We start from the raw sequence: 16,563 nt of genomic DNA, 5'->3' as shown, positions 1-16,563 counted from the left end.
ATGAGCCTGAATTTCGACACCCTGCTGGTGGCCAATCGCGGGGAGATCGCCTGTCGCATCATGCGCAGCGCCCGGGCCCTCGGGCTCAAGACCGTGGCGGTGTACTCCGACGCCGATCTCGGGGCGGCCCACGTCCGCATGGCCGACACCGCCCTGCGCCTGGGCCCCGGCCCGGCCGCCGAATCGTATCTGCGCGCCGATCGCGTCATCGAGGCCGCGCTGGCCGCCGGTGCCGGCGCGATCCACCCCGGCTACGGATTCCTCTCGGAGAACGCCGAATTCGCGACCACCGTCGCCGACTCCGGCCTGGCGTTCGTGGGCCCCACCCCCGAGCAGCTGCGTGTGTTCGGCGACAAGCACACCGCCCGCGAGGCCGCCCGTGCCGTGGGCGTGCCCCTGGTCCCGGGCAGCGGCGTGCTCGATTCGGTGGAACACGCGGTCGCCGAAGCCGACCGGATCGGCTACCCGGTCATGCTCAAGGCCATCGGCGGCGGTGGCGGCATCGGCATGCAGGCCTGCTTCACCACCGACGAGCTGGTCGCCGCCTACGACCGGGTGCAGCGCCTGGCGCTGGCCAACTTCTCCTCTGCCGGAGTCTTCCTGGAGCGCTTCGTCTCTCGCGCCCGCCACGTGGAGGTGCAGGTCTTCGGCGACGGCGCGGGCCGGGTCGTCAGCCTCGGCACCCGCGACTGCTCGCTGCAGCGCCGCAACCAGAAGGTCATCGAGGAGGCCCCCGCGCCCGGCCTGTCCGAGGAGGTCACCGCCGAACTCCTGGAAACCTCACGCGCGCTGGCCCGTTCGGTCGCCTACCGGTCCGCGGGCACGGTCGAGTTCGTGTACGACACCGAACGCGAGGCCGCCTCGTTCCTGGAGATGAACACCCGCCTGCAGGTGGAACATCCGGTGACCGAGGCGATCACCGGCGTCGACCTGGTCGAGTGGATGCTGCGCCTGGCCGGCGGGGACGCGGCCATGCTCGACGCCCTGCCCGACGCCGGACCCGCGCTGACCGGCTGGGCCGTGGAAGCGCGCGTGTACGCCGAGGATCCCGGCAACGACTACCGCCCCAGCGCCGGATTGGTCACCGAGACAAACTTTCCCGAGCAGGCCCGGGTCGATTCCTGGATCGGCACCGGCACCGAGGTCAGCGCCTACTACGACCCGCTGCTGGCCAAGGTCATCACCCACGGCGACACCCGCGCCGACGCCTTCGACCGGCTCGGGGCCGCGCTCACCGAGACCCGCGTCTACGGCGTGCAGACCAACCTCGCCCAGCTGCGCGCGGCCGCCGCCGCACCGATCGTCCGCGCGGGCGACCACATCACCGGCAGCCTCGCCGGGATCGACTTCGCCAGCCGCCGCGTCGACGTGGTGCGCGCGGGCACCATGACCACCGTGCAGGACCATCCGGGCCGAATCGGGCTGTGGGAGGTCGGTATTCCGCCGTCGGGCCCGATGGACGACCTCTCGTTCACCCTGGCCAACATCGCCGTCGGCAACGCCCCCGGCGCCCCCGGCCTGGAGTGCACCCTGCAGGGTCCGCGCCTGCGCTTCGCGGGTGCGGCGGTGATCTGCGTCGGCGGCGCACCCGTCACCGTCACCGTCGACGGCGACCCCGTCCCCCAGTGGGAACCGATCACCGTCGAGGCCGGCTCGGTTCTGGACATCGGCGCACCCGTGGACGCCGGTCTGCGCACCTACCTCGCGGTGCGCGGCGGCATCGACGCACCGCTCTACCACGGCAGCGCCTCGACGTTCACCCTCGGCGGCTTCGGCGGCATCAACGGCCGCGCGGTCGCCGACGGTGACGTGCTCGGCATCGCCGCAATCGCCCCCGACGCCGATCCGGTCGCCGGTCCGGTGCCGCTCGCGCACCGCCCCGCCTTCACCCACGACTGGGAACTCGCGGTCGGCGAAGGCCCGCAGACCGCGCCCGCGTACTTCACCGACGCCGACATGGCGCAGTTCTACGCCCAGCCGTGGCGGGTCGGCAGTCACGCCAATCGCACCGGAATCCGTTTGGAGGGACCGAAACCCGAATGGTCGCGCGCGGACGGCGGTGACGCGGGCCTGCACCCGTCCAACCTGCACGACAACCCGTACAGCGTCGGCGCGCTCAACGTCTCGGGCGACACCCCCATCCTGCTCGGCCCGGACGGTCCCAGCCTCGGCGGCTTCGCCTGCCCGCTCACCGTGGTCTCGGCGCACCGCTGGAAGCTCGGGCAACTGCGTCCCGGCGACGCGCTGCGCTTCGCCCCCGTGGGCGACGACACCGCCACCGCGCTGCGCGCCGACACCGCGACCCGTGCCACCGGCGTCCTCGCCGACGAGGGTGCGGCACTGCGTGATCGGGGCGTCCTGGGCGCGATCGAGCACGAGAACGACCGTCCCGCGGTGCGCTACCTGCGTGGCGGCGACGACAACATCCTCGTCGAGTACGGGGAGATGGTTCTGGATCTGGGCCTGCGGATGCGCGTGCACGCGCTCTCGCGGGCGCTGACCGCCGCCGCCCCGGCCGGCATCATCGACGTCACCCCCGGCGTGCGGTCGCTGCACATCCACTTCGATCCCGATGTGCTGCCGCAGTATCGGCTGCTGGGCCTGCTCACCGAACTCGAACGTGAACTGCCCGCCACCGGTGACCTGGTGGTGCCCAGCCGCACCATCCGCCTGCCGCTGTCCTTCGACGATCCCTCCATCGCCGAGGCGATCGACCGCTACCGCAGCGGTATTCGCGACACCGCGCCGTGGCTGCCGTCCAACACCGAGTTCATCCGCCGCATCAACGGCCTGGACAGCGTGGACGACGTGCGCCGCACGGTCTTCGACGCCGAATACCTGGTGCTCGGCCTGGGCGATGTGTATCTCGGTGCGCCTCTGGCGGTTCCGCTCGATCCCCGGCATCGCCTGGTCACCACCAAGTACAACCCCGCCCGCACCTGGACGCCCTCGGACGCGGTCGGCATCGGCGGCAAGTACCTGTGCGTGTACGGCATGGCCTCCCCCGGCGGCTATCAGCTCGTCGGGCGCACCATCCCGATCTGGTCCAGCTACCGTCAGTCCGCGCCGTTCGAGGACGGGACCCCGTGGCTGTTCCGGTTCTTCGACCGCATCGTCTGGGAGCCGGTCAGCGCCGAACAGCTGCTCGAACAGCGCGCCGCCGCGAAGGCGGGCCGTTTCGACGCCGATGTCAGCGAGGGCACCTTCGCCCTGGCCGATCATCTGCGCCTGCTCGAGGAGAACGCCGCGGACATCGCGGCTTTCGAATCCCGTCAGGCCGCGGCGTTCGCCGCGGAGAAGGCCGCCTGGCACGCCGCCGGGGAATTCGATCGCTCGGTGGTGGCCGCGCCGCCGGCCGAACCCCGGGACGATCTGCTCGCCGACCTGCCGGAGGGCGCGACCGTGGTCACCGCACCGATGGTCGGCAATGTGTGGCGCGTCGACATCGCCGTCGGCGATCGCCTGACCGAGGGTGATCCGGTGGCTGTCCTCGAAGCCATGAAACTCGAACTGCCCGTGCCCAGTCCGGCCACCGGCACCGTGCTGCGGGTACTCGCCGCGCCCGGCGCCAAGGTGGAACCCGGAACCCCACTAGCCGTGATCGGAGTCGCTGAATGACCAACCTGGAGATCTCCCCGTCCGCTCGTGTCGCGGCCGCGTACGCGCGTATCGCCGCGGCCGATCGGCCCGAAGTGTGGATCACCCTGCGGCCGGAGGCCGAGGTCGCCGCCGATGCCGTCGCGGTGGAACAGCGGGTCGCGGCGGGCGCGGACCTGCCGCTGGCCGGGCTGCTGGTCGCGGTCAAGGACAACGTCGATGTCGCGGGCCTGCCCACCACGGCGGGCTGCCCGGAATTCGCGTACACCCCGGGTGACACCGCCGCGGCGGTGGAACGGCTCACCGCCGCCGGTGCGATCGTGCTGGGCAAGACGAACCTCGATCAGTTCGCCACCGGCCTGGTCGGCACCCGCAGCCCGTACGGCGCGGTGCGCAACGCCCTGGATCCCGCGCTGATCTCCGGCGGTTCGAGCTCGGGCTCGGCGGTCGCGGTGGCGCTGGGTGTCGCCGATATCGGAATCGGCACCGACACAGCGGGTTCCGGGCGCGTGCCCGCGGCGTTCCACGACATCGTCGGGATCAAGGCCACGCTCGGGATCATCCCCACGCACGGGGTGGTGCCCGCGTGCGCGGACTACGACGCGCTCACCGTGTTCGCTGGTTCGCTGGAGCTGGCCGCGACCGCGGCGCGCGTCATGGCCAGGCCCGAATCGCGGGATCCGCGCAGCCGGGCCTGGCCTGCCGATGTCCGGCTCGCCGCGCCGCACACCCCGCGCCTGGCCGTTCCCGTGGCCGCGAATCTCGAGGCGCTGAGCCCGGAGTACGCCGCGGCGTTCGAACAGACCGTGGCGGCGGCGGTCGAGGCCGGGTGCAAGGTCGAAACCGTCGATCTGACAACACTGTTGGACGCGGCCAGGCTGCTGTACGACGGGGCGATCGTGGCCGAGCGGTACGCGGCGGTCGGGGAATTCCTGGCATCGGGTCCGGCCGGTGCGGATCCGACCGTGGCCGCGATCATCGGCGCGGCCGCCGACGCCACCGGCGCCGCGTTCGCCCGGGATCTGGACGCGCTCGCGCGGGCCCGCACCGAGGCGGCGCTGCTGCTCGAGTCGTTCGACGCGATGCTGTTGCCCACCACCACCGAGCACCCGAGTCTGGCTGCGGTGGAACAGGATCCGGTGGGGATCAACCGGCGGCTGGGCACCTTCACCAACTTCTGCAATCTGCTGGACATGGCCGCGGTGGCCGTGCCCGGGGTGCCGACGGCCGCGGGTGCGCCGTTCGGGGTCATGGTGGTGGTCCCGGCGTTCGCCGATCAGGTCGCCGTCGATATCGCCTCGCGCCTGCAGACCGGTGGTCCCGCACCGCTGTTCGTCGAGCACGGGGTGCACCTGGCGGTGTTCGGCGCGCATCTGCGCGGGCAGCCACTGCACTGGCAGCTCGAGGAACTGGGTGCGCGGTTCGCCGGGGAGATCCACACGACCGACGCGTACCGGCTCACCGCCATGGACACCGTCCCGCTCAAGCCGGGTCTGGTGCGCACCGGGCCGGGTGCGGGCGCGCCCATCGTGGGCGAGCTGTTCCTGGTGTCCGAGGCCGGGCTGGGCCGGTTCCTGGCGGCGCTGCCGGCGCCGATGGCGTTGACCAGTGTCGAACTGGCGGACGGGCGTTCGGTGGTCGGCTTCACCGCCACGCACGACGCGACCGCCACGGCCACCGACATCACCGAGTACGGCGGCTGGCTCGCGTACCTGTCCCGTCCACGCTGACAACGGGTTTCAGCGAGGTACCTACGGTTCCTCGATCCCGCGAGTGTGCGGTCGGTGCGGCGACACGCCGTGAACTCCCCCGCCGCGTGCACACTCGCGGGCGATGAAATCTTCTGTGCCCCACACCCGTGCCCGTCTGTCCCGCGCTGTTCGCCCCCGCTCCGGGGGCAAATTCGCAAATCCGAAGTTGATCACTATGCTCTCCCGCATGGGGAGGAACTCCGCGGTCTGCTTCGCGTTCGCCACCGTCGTCCTGGTCTCGGGCTGCGACAGCGTCAGCGGTCTCGACACCGATCCCAAGCCCGCCGAAGCGGCCGCGACGACGACCTCGAGCGCCGAGCAGACCACGCCGACGACGACCACCGCCGCGGCTCCGGCGGCCCTGCCGGACTGTCCGGATCCGGGCACCGCACGAACGGATTGCCGAGTGCGGGCGCAGGATTCGACCGGCATCGCCTTCGACGCTCGCCACGGCACCGACGGCCTGCTCACCGTCGAGGTCGTCACCCTCGACGGCGCCGTCGCCCAGACGATCACCGAGCAGCTCGCCGAGACTTCCGCCGCGCCCCGGGTCGCCGACACCGATTCCGACGGCCGCGACGAACTGATCATCCCCGTCGAGGTCGGCCCGTACTGGTACCGGTTCGTCGTCTACCACGCGACGGGCACTGCCACCGAGTACACCCGCGCCGGCGAGTTCCCCGCCATGGGCATCAACCCCACGCCGGACGGCCTGGCCCTGACCTCCCACAAGGACGGCTACCAGTCCACGACCCACACCTTCTGGTCGTACGAGAACGACCTCATGGTGCCCGTCGTGATCGCGGAGTCCCGTTTCACCAACGGCAACAACGCCCCCGCCCAGTGCACCATCACCAGCGCACCCGGCCTGAGCAAGACCGCCTACAAGACCGTGTCCGCCGCCCGCGCCCACTTCTGCGCCCTCGCGACCGAAGGCTGACCCACGCGCCGGATCGATATTGCGTCGCCGAATCCGGTCCGGCGCGGCACGATGACGCGATGGCCAACGTGGCGCGGGGTGCGGACCGGGTGCGGTGGGAGCAGCTGCCCGACGGAGTGCGGGCAGCGGTCGAGGAGCGGCTGGGAGCCGCGGTCACCGGGGCCGGCACGGTGGTGGGCGGGTTCAGCCACGGGATGGCGGCGCTGCTCGAATTGGGTGACGGGCGGGTGGTTTTCGGAAAGGCGATCGAGGTCGGGGACGGACTGATCGAGTCCTACCGAACCGAGGCCGCTACCGGGGCCGCGCTTCCGGCGGGGACACCCGCGCCGCGTCTGCTCTGCTCGCTGGACGGCGGCGGATGGCTGGTCATGGTGTTCGAGGCGGTCCCCGGGCGGCATCCGCGGTTCGATCGGCCCGCGGAGCTGGCGGCCGCGCTGGACGCGGTCGAGCTCTCGTCGCGCACGCTGACACCGTCGCCGATGGACGCTGTCCCGACCATCGAGGACTCGCTCGGGCCCGAGCTCACCGGGTGGCGGAACTTTCTCGCGCAGGGCCCGCCGGATGACCTGGACGCGTGGTCACGCGCGCGTCTGACGGAACTGGCCGCGCGCGAAGCGGACTGGGCCGCCGAGGTCGCGGGTACCACGCTGCTGCACACCGATCTGCGGCCCGACAACATGCGGTTGCGGCCCGACGGCACCGTTCTGCTGGTCGACTGGGCGTGGTCGTGTCGCGGTGCGGCGTGGGTGGACCTGGCCTCCCTGCTGCCCGAACTCCTGGACGCCGGGGTGGATCCGGACACCGCACTGCTGACCCGGCCGGTCCTGGCCGCGGTCGACCCGTCCGCGATCGAGGCGCTGTTCTGTGCGCTGACCGGGTATTGGGAACGCAACTCCCGGCTGCCCGCGCCGCCGCGCTCGCCGAATCTGCGCCGCTACCAGGCGAGCCGGGCGGTGCTGACCCGCGAGTGGCTCCAACGGCGATTCGAGCGCTGACCCGCCGGCCGGGAGCCGGAATCGCGCCGACCGCCCGCCGCAACCCGCCTCCTAATCGATGACGTCGGGTGGGATCTCGGGCAGGCCCTCGCTGGCACGGAGCTTCTCGGCCATCGCGGTCAGCAGGTCCGCGGACTCCTCGCTGAGGTCGTAGGCGCGGGAGGAGAGGCGGCGCAGGTTGTAGGCGTGCAGGGACGACAGGAGCTCGAGGTCGTGATCGATCGTCGCGGCGTACCGGTCGTCGAAGAAGTAGGCGGGACGGACCCGGAAGAAGTTGGCCAGGGCCACCACCAGTTGATCCGAGGGATTGGTGCGCCTGCCCGAACGCAACTGGCTCAGATACGGTTTGGCGATGGGGTGACCGGCCGCGGTCAGCGCGGCGGCGACCTCGGAGTTGGTGTGCGGCGCCCGGCCCGGGGGGTGGACCGTCTCGAAGAGTTTGTTCAGCCGGGTCGCGAAATCCGAGGGCTGCCACACGGTGCCGCCGGGCACCCGACGCACGATGGCGTCGACCAGGTCCTGCGGCACCCGCTCGCGCAGGCGTTGCAGCACCGGATCATTCAGCGAGGATTCCTCGAGCAGCGCGGCGACCCGCCGTGCGAGATCCTCGTTCTCGTTGCCCATCACTCCTCCGTCCCGGTGAGACCGCGAATCCACTCGGTATCGCGCTTCAATCTGGACCAGCGCTGCTCGACCGCCTTGGTCGATGGCCAGCCGAACAACTCGGCGATCTCGGCCCCGCGCAGGCCAACGGTCTTGCCCCATACCAGCCCGCGATCGCGATCCCCGAGCCGGGCCAGCCTGCTGTGCCAGGCCATCCGATTCACAACCAGCGCGGCGACATCGGTACGGCACGGGACCAGTTCCACCGCGGCCGGTCCGTCCTCGACCAACCCCGGTAGGGCGTAATCGATGTGGACGTCGTACAGCTCGCCCGAACGGCGGCTGCGGCGGAAGTAGTCGACGAACGCCTGCACACAGGCGTTGATGAAATACGTTGCGAGACTGGTGCCCCCGTCCGAGCGCCAGCCCTCGCCCTCGATGGCCTTGCGCCGGAACTTCTCCAGCGCCAGGGTCACCGTCTCCTGGAGGAAGTCCTCGTGGAGCCGGCCCGCGACCGTTCTGCGCTCCTGCATGGTGGGCTGCAGCGGCCAGCCCTTCTGCGCCGCGACCGAGAATATCCGGCCCGACCGGATCCACGGCCCCACCACCGCCAATCCGTGCCGAACCAGTCTCTCCGCCAGCAGAGTCCACGGCGGTCCCTCGAAACCCGCCTTGCGAACCAGCTCGAACAACGCGTGCTCGTTCTCCGTATCGGTCATAACATCGGCATCCTCACCCCGCACCTCCGCTCGCGTTCCGAGGTTATAGGCGTGCCGCGGGCCCCGAACCCTCTTCCAGCAAATCGGGAGTTGCCGAACCGATCATTTGCCCGGGAAGGGCGAATTGATCGTGGTGAAGTACTGCGCGGCGGCCAGCACGGCGACCGGTGCGGTCACCAGCAGCTGCCCGGCCAGGGTTCCGAGAAAACCGACCACCGCGACACCGGCCAGGCATCCGCCCAGCGCTCCCGGCAGCGCGCCGAACATGGCCGAGAGCGCGCCGGTCAGCACCGCGCCCCCGGCACCGCCGAGCAAACAGCCCAGCGCCGCACCGGAAATGCCGCCGACCACGGTGCCGATGGTCGCGCCCATGCTGATCGTGGTGCCCATGCGGTTCCAGGCGGCCACCTCGCGATCGTATTCGGTCTTCCACGGCGCCTGGTTCTCGAACGGCAGCGCCACCGGCTGATAGCGCGCGTGCTCGAGGTCGAAACGCGGGGTGAGCACGGCGCGGCGATCGGCGATCTCGGCGGTGATGGGGAACACGAAATCATCGACGCGGAAGGACAATTCGGTCCCGGCGAGGATGTCACCGGCCGCCGAGCGCACGGTGAACACACCGTCGTCCACGGCCAGGGTGCCGGCGTCGGTGCGAATCACGGTGCTCGTCGCGGACGTGGTCGCGGTGTAGTTGACCACCGGGTCGGCCGGGGCGGCCGCGGCGGGCAGTTCGAGCGCGGCGACCGCCGCGAGCGTGGTCAGGCCGGTGGCCAGGATGCGGGTGCTGTGCTGCATGTCGGGTCCTTCTTGTCGAGCGGCGACGGCGCGGCCTCCCCGCGCGTCGGCACAACCGTGGCCGAGCTCGCCGCCCGGTGAGCGGTGGTGCGGCACTGCGATTCGGGCGATCGCGGTTGCCTATCGCCACCGCCGTGAGCACCTCCTCGGCCAGAGACTGGGCCCATGGCTCGGCTGCAGATCGACGGGGTATCCAAACAATTCGGCGGGCACAGCGCGGTGCGCGAGGTGAGTCTCGACATCGCCGACGGTGAGTTCCTGGTGCTGCTGGGCCCGAGCGGGTGCGGCAAATCCACGCTGCTGCGCCTGCTCGCGGGACTCGAATCGCCCACGGACGGGCGGATTCTGCTGGACGGGCGTGACATCACCGAACAGTCCCCGCAGCAGCGGGATCTGGCGATGGTGTTCCAGAGTTACGCGCTGTACCCGCATTTGACGGCCGCGGGCAATATCGGGTTCCCGCTGCGCGCCCGCCGGCACGGTCGCGCGCAGATCGCGCGGCGGGTCGCCGAGGTCGCCGGGGTGCTCGACCTCGGCGACCTGCTCGATCGCCGCCCGGCCGCGCTCTCGGGCGGGCAGCGCCAGCGCGTGGCGCTGGCCCGGGCGATGGTGCGCGATCCCGGGGCGTTCCTGATGGACGAGCCGCTCTCGAATTTGGATGCGGCGCTGCGCAGTGCGACCCGCGCGGAGTTGATCGCCCTGCATCAGCGACTCGGTTCGACGTTCGTGTACGTGACCCACGATCAGGTCGAGGCCATGACCATGGCCTCGCGGATCGCGCTCATGAACGCGGGCCGCGTCGAACAGGTCGGCACCCCCGAGACGCTCTACGACCGGCCCCGCTCGACCTTCGTGGCCGGGTTCCTGGGCTCACCGCCCATGAATCTGTTTCCCGCCGAGGTGATTTCCCACGCGGGCGCCCTGCGATTGCGCGCCGCGGACCTCGACGCCGACCTCGATCTGCCCGCCACCGCACCGGCCGAGACCGCGGTCATCGCCGGTATCCGCCCCGAACGCCTGCGCCTGGACTCCGGCGGCGGCATTCGCGGCCGGGTCCGCATGGTCGAGAACCTCGGCAGCGAGGAACTCGTGCACCTCGATACCGCCGCCGGGTCGCTGTGCGCCCGCCTACCGCGCCCGTGCGGGGTGACCCGCGGCGCGCTCATCGGCCTGCGGGCCGATCCCGCCGACATCCACCTCTTCCAGCCCGATTCCGGTCTGCGCCTGCGCTGGCAGCCCGCCGCCGCGGCCGTGCACTGACACCTCCCGAGGAGAACCATCGTGAAACGCACCCTGTCCCACGCGAGCCTGGCGCTCGCGGCGGCCCTCACGCTCGGCGCGTGCGGGCTCGGCGGCACCGTCGCCACCGAGTCCAGCGCCGAGCGCATCCCGGAACTGGGCCCTGAGCAACGGGTTTCGATCGTGTTCGAGTCCTACAACTACGGTCTGGCCGGCGCCTGGACCGACACCTTCAACGGGCTCATCGCCGATTTCGGCCGCAAGTTCCCCAACATCACGGTGACCGCGCAGAAGCCGCAGGGCAACAGCCCCAATCCCGCGAGCGACACCATCTCCAGCATCCAGAACCAGCTGGTGGCCGGCTCTCCCCCGGATGTGGCCCAATTGGGTTTCAGCGACCTGGAATTCACCATCGACCAGCTGCGCGCCAAACCCCTGGACGTGCTGCTGGGCCGGGACGAGGTGCAGCGCAACTTCGACGGCACGCTGCCGTACGCCGAGCGCGCCCGCACCCTGGACGACCGTGACGGGCACACCTACGGGGTGCCGTTCGTGTTCTCGACCCCGGTGCTGTACCTGAACGCGGACCTGTTCCGCGCCGCCGGCCTGGATCCGAACTCCCCGCCCGCCACCTGGGCCGCGGTCGCCGACGCCGCCCGGGCCATCGCCACCCGCACCGGGCAGGGCGGGGTGTACATCGACTGCCTGACCAAGAGCGCCAAGGACTGGTGCTTCCAATCGCTGGTGCGCTCCAACGGCGGCCGGGTGCTGTCGCAGGACCGGCGCGCGCTGGGCTTCGCGGACGCGCCCGCGGTCGAAGTGACCCGCATGGCACAGGATCTGGTGAACACCGGGGCGATGCCCCGGCTCAATCAGAAGCAGGGGTACGAGGCGTTCGCGCGCGGCGAGGTCGGGATGATCCTCGAGACCAGCGCGATCCAGGGCACCTTCGTCACCGGCGCCAAGGACAAGTGGGAGCTGCGCTCGGCGCCCATGCCGCGGTTCGGCGACAAGCCCGTGGTGCCCACCAATTCCGGTGCGGGACTGCATATCCTGTCCGGGGATCCGGCCAAGCAGCGCGCCGCCTGGGAGCTGATCAAGTTCCTGACCAGCGAGTCGGCCTACACCGTCATCGCCGAGAAGATCGGGTACCTGCCCCTGCGCACGGGCTTGCTGACCGAGCCCAACGCCCTGTACGACTGGTCCCGGCGCAACCCGCTGCTCGCGCCGAACGTGGCCCAGCTGGCGGTCATGGAACCGTGGGTGTCCCTGCCGGGCACCAACTATCTGCAGATCCGCGACGGGATGATGGACGCGGTCGAGGCCGTCGTCTTCCAGGGTAAGGATCCGCAGACCACGCTCGCCGCTGCTCGCGCCCAGGGCGCCGACCTCCTGCCCGCCGCATGAACGCCCGCACGCTGGTCCAGCTGACCGACACTCACATTCGCGCCGACGACGCCCCGGTGCAGCACGGCGTGGACACCTACGCCAACCTGACCCGGGTGCTGGACCGCCTGCGCGAGTACGGCGGACCCATCGACGCGTTCCTGCTCACCGGCGATCTCACCGACACCGGGGACCCCGCCGCCTACCGCCGCCTGCGTGCGGCGATCGAACCGGTGGCGGCCGGATTCGATGCCGAGATCGTCTACGTCATGGGAAACCACGACGAACGCATCGGCTTCGGCGCCGAACTGCTCGGCCGGACAACCGATTCCGCCGAGCCGCACGACTCGGTGCTCGAGGTCGGCGGCCTGCGCGTCATCGCGCTGGACAGCACCATCCCCGGCCGCCACGACGGGAACCTCGAACCGAGCCAGCTCGATTGGCTCGCACACCAGCTGAGCACCCCGGCCCCGCGCGGCACCCTGCTGGCGATCCACCACCCGCCGCTGCCCTCGACGCTGGCCGCGGCGCGGGTCCTGGGTCTGCGCAATACCGCCGAGCTGGCCGCGGTCCTGTCCGGAACCGATGTGCGCCAGATCATCTCCGGTCACCACCACCTCACTGCCGCGAGCACCGTGGCGGGGATTCCGGCCTGGATCGGCCCCGCGGTGGCCTACCGGATCGAGGGCATGGCCCCCGCCGGCCGCCAGCGGGCCACCGCGGGGTGCGGCTACACCCGCATCGATCTGGTCGAGGACACCGTTGTCCTGACCGCGATCGAGGTGGCCGCCACACCCCCGCTGTACGACCGCGACGAGGCCGCCGAACTGCGCCGCCTCGCCGCCCTGTCCCCCGGCCACGGATAACCCGTGTTCGTCATCGACGACCGGGAATCGCAACTCCCACAATCCGGTTCACCCGGGCCGGCCGCGGCTACCGTGAGCGCGCCACCGCCGAGCCGTGATAACACCGGCACCGGCGCCGGTGCACGGGAGCAAACCGCCGGTGCACGCGATTCGGATAACGGCGATCGCGGCGTCGAGGATCCGGCTGGGGCAGCGCGAACGCCGGTAGGCAGCCCAGCATCAGTAGACAAGAAGTCGCAGGCGAGACCCATGCGGTCCAACCGCTCTCCCGCACTCCGCCTGATTCGACGCGCCGGGATCGGGGCATCGGTCACGGGGACGGGTGATCAACCCCGGCCTCGTCCACGTCGGCTCCCGCACCTTACGGCCACCGCCGGCCGAGCGAGTTCGGGTCCCGGTCGCCGTGGTCGACCGCTGGTCACCGGGGAGCGGGTGCGGCGGGCCGGGCGGGGAGCGGTGCCGTACCTGTATCTCGCGCCGGCGCTGGTGTTGCTGGTGGTGTGGACCTATCGGCCGTTGGCACAGGCGGTGGAGCTGTCGACCTATTCGTGGAATCTGCTGCCGACCGTGCCGATGCGGCCGGTCGGGGATGCGAACTACCGGCGGCTGCTGGATCTTCCGGCGTTCCGGGACTCGCTGGCGCGCACCGCGGTGTTGATCGTCGGGTTGTTGCCGTTCACGGTCGTGCTGCCGGTGGCGCTCACGTTCGCGGGGCAGCGGATCTCGGGGCGGGCGCGCGGGGTGTATCAGGCGCTGGTGTTCGCGCCGTTCCTGGTCGCCCCGGTGGCCGCGGCCGCGGTGTGGCGGTGGCTGTTGCATCCGGGGTCGGGGCTGGTGGATCGGGTGCTGGGCTCGGATCGCAACTGGGTGTACGAGTCGAGTACCGCGCTCGCGGTGGTCATCGTGATCACCGGGTGGCAACTGCTGGGGTTCGCGCAGTTGGTCGTCTCGGCGGGGGTCGCGGCGATCAGCGGGGACTACGGGGAGGCGGCACGGGTGGACGGGGCCACCACGGGCCAGATCCGGCGGTGGATCACCCTGCCGCTGCTCTCGCCGACGCTGGTGTTCCTGGTGCTGACCACCGTGCTGCTGAGCCCGGTGCTGACCTTCCCGATCATCGACTCGATGACCCAGGGCGGGCCCGCGCAGTCGACCACGAACATCTATTACCTGCTGTGGGAGTACGCCTTCCACAGCTTCGACGCCGGACTCAGCGCGGCCGCGGGCGTGCTGCTGTTCCTGGGATTCGCCGCCATCGCCGGGGTACTGGTGTGGCTCTCGGAAAAGGTGAGCTTCCATGACGATTGACCGGCTGCGCCGCCTCGGCGGGCATCTGCTGCCCGCCGGCACGGCCCTGCTGTGTGCGTTCCCGATCTACTGGATGTTCGCCACCAGCGTGCGCCGTCCCGAGGACGTGTACTCGCTCTCGGTCCTGCCGTGGCCGGTCTCGACCGCCAACTACGTCGACGCCGCGCAGCAGGTGGACCTGGCGCGCCTGCTGCTCAACACCTTTCTCGTCGCGGCCGGATCGGCCGCCGGGCAGCTGCTGATCGCGCTACTGGCCTCCTACGCCTTCGCCATGTACACCTTCCCGCTGCAACGGCTGCTGTACCTGGCGTTCGTGGGCACCTGGCTGGTGCCGTTCCATGTCACCATGCTGCCGAACTACCTGCTGCTCAACCGGTTCGGACTGTTGGACACCCTGATCGGCACCGTCCTGCCGACGCTGTGCTCGGCGCTGGCGATCCTGCTGCTGCGCCAGCACATGGCGGCCTTCCCCCGTGAGCTGGTGGCCGCGGCCCGGGTGGACGGTCGCTCGTCGTGGTCGATCCTGTGGACGGTGGTCGTGCCCAATCTGCGACCGGCCCTGGCGGCGCTGGGCATTCTGCTGTTCATCAACGCCTGGAACGAGTACTTCTGGCCCGCGGTGGTGCTGCGCCGCTCCAATGCCGTTGTGCAACTGGGGCTGCGGAGTTTCATGGGTACCGAGGGCGATCAGTGGGGCCCGCTCATGGCGGTGGCGGGCGCGGCGTGCCTGCCGGTGCTGGTGCTGTACGTGGTGCTGCAGCGCCAGATCGTGGACGGGTTCGTGCGCTCGGGCCTCAAGTGAGAGCTCAGGCCGGGATCGGCACCGCGGCGGCCTCGGTGAGGCACTGCACGAACTGCGCCACCGCCGGGTTGTCCTCCTCGGCGCGCCACACCGCGTACAGGTCGAGGGTGGGCACCGGATCGACCAGTTTCACCGCCACCGAACTGCTGCCCGGGGTCCCCATGCCCATGGAGATCGCGCGCGGCAGCGAGGCGAACCCGACCATCGGCCGCACCGAGACCATGTGCGCGGTCGCGCCGGGGTCATCGGCGGAATGTCCGATGGTCAGGGCGATTCGGGACTGGGCGGCCGCGCGGAAGATCGCGTCGTACATGGCCGGGCACTGCTCGCGCTCGAACAGCACGCACTCCTGGCTCGCGAGTTCGGCGAACGGCACCCCGGCCCGTTCGGCCCATCGGTGCCCGCGCCCGACCACCGCCACCAGCGGAACCCGGTGCAGCATGCGCCGATACCGGAAGTCGGCGGTGCTGGGGTGCCCGTACACCAGCGCCACATCCAGCGATCCGGACGCCAGCGCGGCGAGCTGGGGCCCGGTGCGCTTCTCCCACAGCGATACCGCGATGTCGGGGTGCCGCGCGGTCATGCGCACCAGCGCGTCGGGCAGCACGTGGCGGCTGGCGGGCACGTTGTAGCCGACGTTCACCGTGCCCGAGCGTCCGGCCGCGGTGGCCCGCGCGGCGCGGGCCGCCCGGTCGACGTGGGCGACGATCTGGCGCGCCTGGATCTCGAATTCGCGCCCGGCGGCGGTCAATCGCACCTCGTGCGAATTGCGGGCAACCAGTTGGACACCCACGGCCTTCTCGAGTTTGCGCAGCTGGGCGCTCAGGCTCGGCTGGGTGATGTGCAGGCGCGCCGCCGCGCGCCCGAAGTGCAGGTCCTCGGCGATCGCGAGGAACGACACCAGATGCCGAAGCTCCATGGCACCGCCTCCTTCCGGCTGGGGGTCACGCTAGCGGCGCCGGATAACCGCCGATGAATCCGATTCGCACGCCGAGGACCGATCCCGTGGCCGGCGTGTGAACGCTGCTGCGCGCCAAGGCGATAACCCGGGGGTGCGAGCAAACCCCGGGCCGTTTCGTGATGTAAACGATTCCTTGACAACGTCGTTCGCGTAAAGGCAGCATTTACACATGAACGATTCCCAGCACCGGGATCCCGCCGACGAGCGCGCGGTCCTGGCGAAGATGCTCTCCTCCAACGCCGAATTCGTCGCCGAGGTCCTGTATCCGGCCGAGGGTCATCCGACCCCGTCGGTCATGGCCGCCCTGCGCGCGGCCCGCAATCTCGACAGCGTCGTCGACGACGTCCTGCGCTCGCTGGTGCGCCAGGCCCGCGAGGAGGGCCGCACCTGGGCCGAGATCGGCGAGATCTTCGGCACCTCCCGCCAGGCGGCCTTCCAGCGCTTCGGCGGGGCGGGCATGCAGACGCCCCCCCCCCCCCCCCAGCCCCCCCCCCCCCCCGTGCCCCAGATGGCCCAAAAGCCCAAAAATCCCCCCCAGCCGCCCCATACCGGCGGGCCCCCCCCCCCCCCCCCGCACCCCCCCCACCCCCCCCCCCACCCC

The 16,563-nt window shown here is 71.0% G+C and carries 14 protein-coding genes; 9 read left to right on the top strand and 5 right to left on the bottom strand.

Annotated features, from left to right (window positions below; genetic code table 11):
* The 4 genes from uca (at position 1) to ACWIGI_RS21970 (ending at position 7,283) form a co-directional block, all read left to right on the top strand.
* Positions 1 to 3,618 (top strand): urea carboxylase, encoded by a 3,618-nt coding sequence (gene uca, locus ACWIGI_RS21985; RefSeq protein WP_454204296.1) that lies wholly within the window; start codon positions 1 to 3, stop codon positions 3,616 to 3,618.
* A complete protein-coding gene (gene atzF / locus ACWIGI_RS21980; protein WP_454204295.1) occupies positions 3,615 to 5,327 on the top strand; it encodes an allophanate hydrolase in 1,713 nt (570 codons plus the stop codon). The genes uca and atzF overlap by 4 nt, the downstream gene beginning before the upstream one ends.
* A gap of 208 nt (positions 5,328 to 5,535) precedes the next feature.
* Positions 5,536 to 6,288 (top strand): hypothetical protein, encoded by a 753-nt coding sequence (locus tag ACWIGI_RS21975; RefSeq protein ID WP_454204294.1) that lies wholly within the window; start codon positions 5,536 to 5,538, stop codon positions 6,286 to 6,288.
* Between the two features lie 59 nt (positions 6,289 to 6,347).
* Positions 6,348 to 7,283 carry a phosphotransferase gene (locus ACWIGI_RS21970; RefSeq protein WP_454204293.1) on the top strand — a complete coding sequence of 312 codons (936 nt, stop codon included), beginning with the start codon at positions 6,348 to 6,350 and terminating at the stop codon, positions 7,281 to 7,283.
* Between the two features lie 51 nt (positions 7,284 to 7,334).
* Here ACWIGI_RS21970 and ACWIGI_RS21965 read toward each other — a convergent pair whose 3' ends face one another.
* The 3 genes from ACWIGI_RS21965 to ACWIGI_RS21955 form a co-directional block, all read right to left on the bottom strand.
* Positions 7,335 to 7,760, bottom strand: a complete 426-nt coding sequence (locus ACWIGI_RS21965) for a transcriptional regulator (protein ID WP_454204407.1) — start codon at positions 7,758 to 7,760, stop codon at positions 7,335 to 7,337.
* 146 nt (positions 7,761 to 7,906) lie between these two features.
* Complete coding sequence (locus ACWIGI_RS21960) at positions 7,907 to 8,605, bottom strand: hypothetical protein (RefSeq protein WP_454204292.1); 699 nt, start codon at positions 8,603 to 8,605, stop codon at positions 7,907 to 7,909.
* A 102-nt stretch (positions 8,606 to 8,707) separates the two neighbouring features.
* A complete protein-coding gene (locus ACWIGI_RS21955) occupies positions 8,708 to 9,400 on the bottom strand; it encodes a hypothetical protein (protein WP_454204291.1) in 693 nt (230 codons plus the stop codon).
* Between the two features lie 165 nt (positions 9,401 to 9,565).
* On the opposite strand from ACWIGI_RS21955, the gene ACWIGI_RS21950 reads away from it, so the two are divergent.
* The 5 genes from ACWIGI_RS21950 (at position 9,566) to ACWIGI_RS21930 (ending at position 15,001) form a co-directional block, all read left to right on the top strand.
* Positions 9,566 to 10,660, top strand: a complete 1,095-nt coding sequence (locus tag ACWIGI_RS21950; RefSeq protein WP_454204290.1) for an ABC transporter ATP-binding protein — start codon at positions 9,566 to 9,568, stop codon at positions 10,658 to 10,660.
* Positions 10,661 to 10,681: 21 nt separating this feature from the next.
* Positions 10,682 to 12,046, top strand: a complete 1,365-nt coding sequence (locus ACWIGI_RS21945) for an ABC transporter substrate-binding protein (RefSeq protein WP_454204289.1) — start codon at positions 10,682 to 10,684, stop codon at positions 12,044 to 12,046.
* Entirely contained in the window at positions 12,043 to 12,891 is an 849-nt protein-coding gene (locus ACWIGI_RS21940) for a metallophosphoesterase (RefSeq protein ID WP_454204288.1), read from the top strand. Before ACWIGI_RS21945 ends, ACWIGI_RS21940 begins: the two co-directional genes overlap by 4 nt.
* 414 nt (positions 12,892 to 13,305) lie before the next feature.
* On the top strand, positions 13,306 to 14,199 hold the full coding sequence (locus tag ACWIGI_RS21935; protein WP_454204406.1) for a carbohydrate ABC transporter permease: 894 nt from the start codon (positions 13,306 to 13,308) through the stop codon (positions 14,197 to 14,199).
* On the top strand, positions 14,189 to 15,001 hold the full coding sequence (locus ACWIGI_RS21930; protein ID WP_454204287.1) for a carbohydrate ABC transporter permease: 813 nt from the start codon (positions 14,189 to 14,191) through the stop codon (positions 14,999 to 15,001). Before ACWIGI_RS21935 ends, ACWIGI_RS21930 begins: the two co-directional genes overlap by 11 nt.
* Positions 15,002 to 15,005: 4 nt before the next feature.
* Here ACWIGI_RS21930 and ACWIGI_RS21925 read toward each other — a convergent pair whose 3' ends face one another.
* Together ACWIGI_RS21925 and ACWIGI_RS21920 are read right to left on the bottom strand one after the other, a co-directional pair.
* Positions 15,006 to 15,920: a LysR family transcriptional regulator gene (locus ACWIGI_RS21925; RefSeq protein WP_454204286.1), complete on the bottom strand. Its 915-nt coding sequence runs from the start codon at positions 15,918 to 15,920 to the stop codon at positions 15,006 to 15,008.
* Positions 15,921 to 16,238: 318 nt separating this feature from the next.
* Entirely contained in the window at positions 16,239 to 16,421 is a 183-nt protein-coding gene (locus ACWIGI_RS21920; RefSeq protein ID WP_454204285.1) for a hypothetical protein, read from the bottom strand.
* Positions 16,422 to 16,563 lie beyond the last annotated feature (142 nt).

The sequence above is a fragment of the Nocardia sp. NPDC055321 genome (assembly GCF_053645575.1).
The sequence above is the reverse complement of the archived record's forward strand: the minus strand, read 5'-3'. Positions and strand labels throughout refer to the sequence as shown.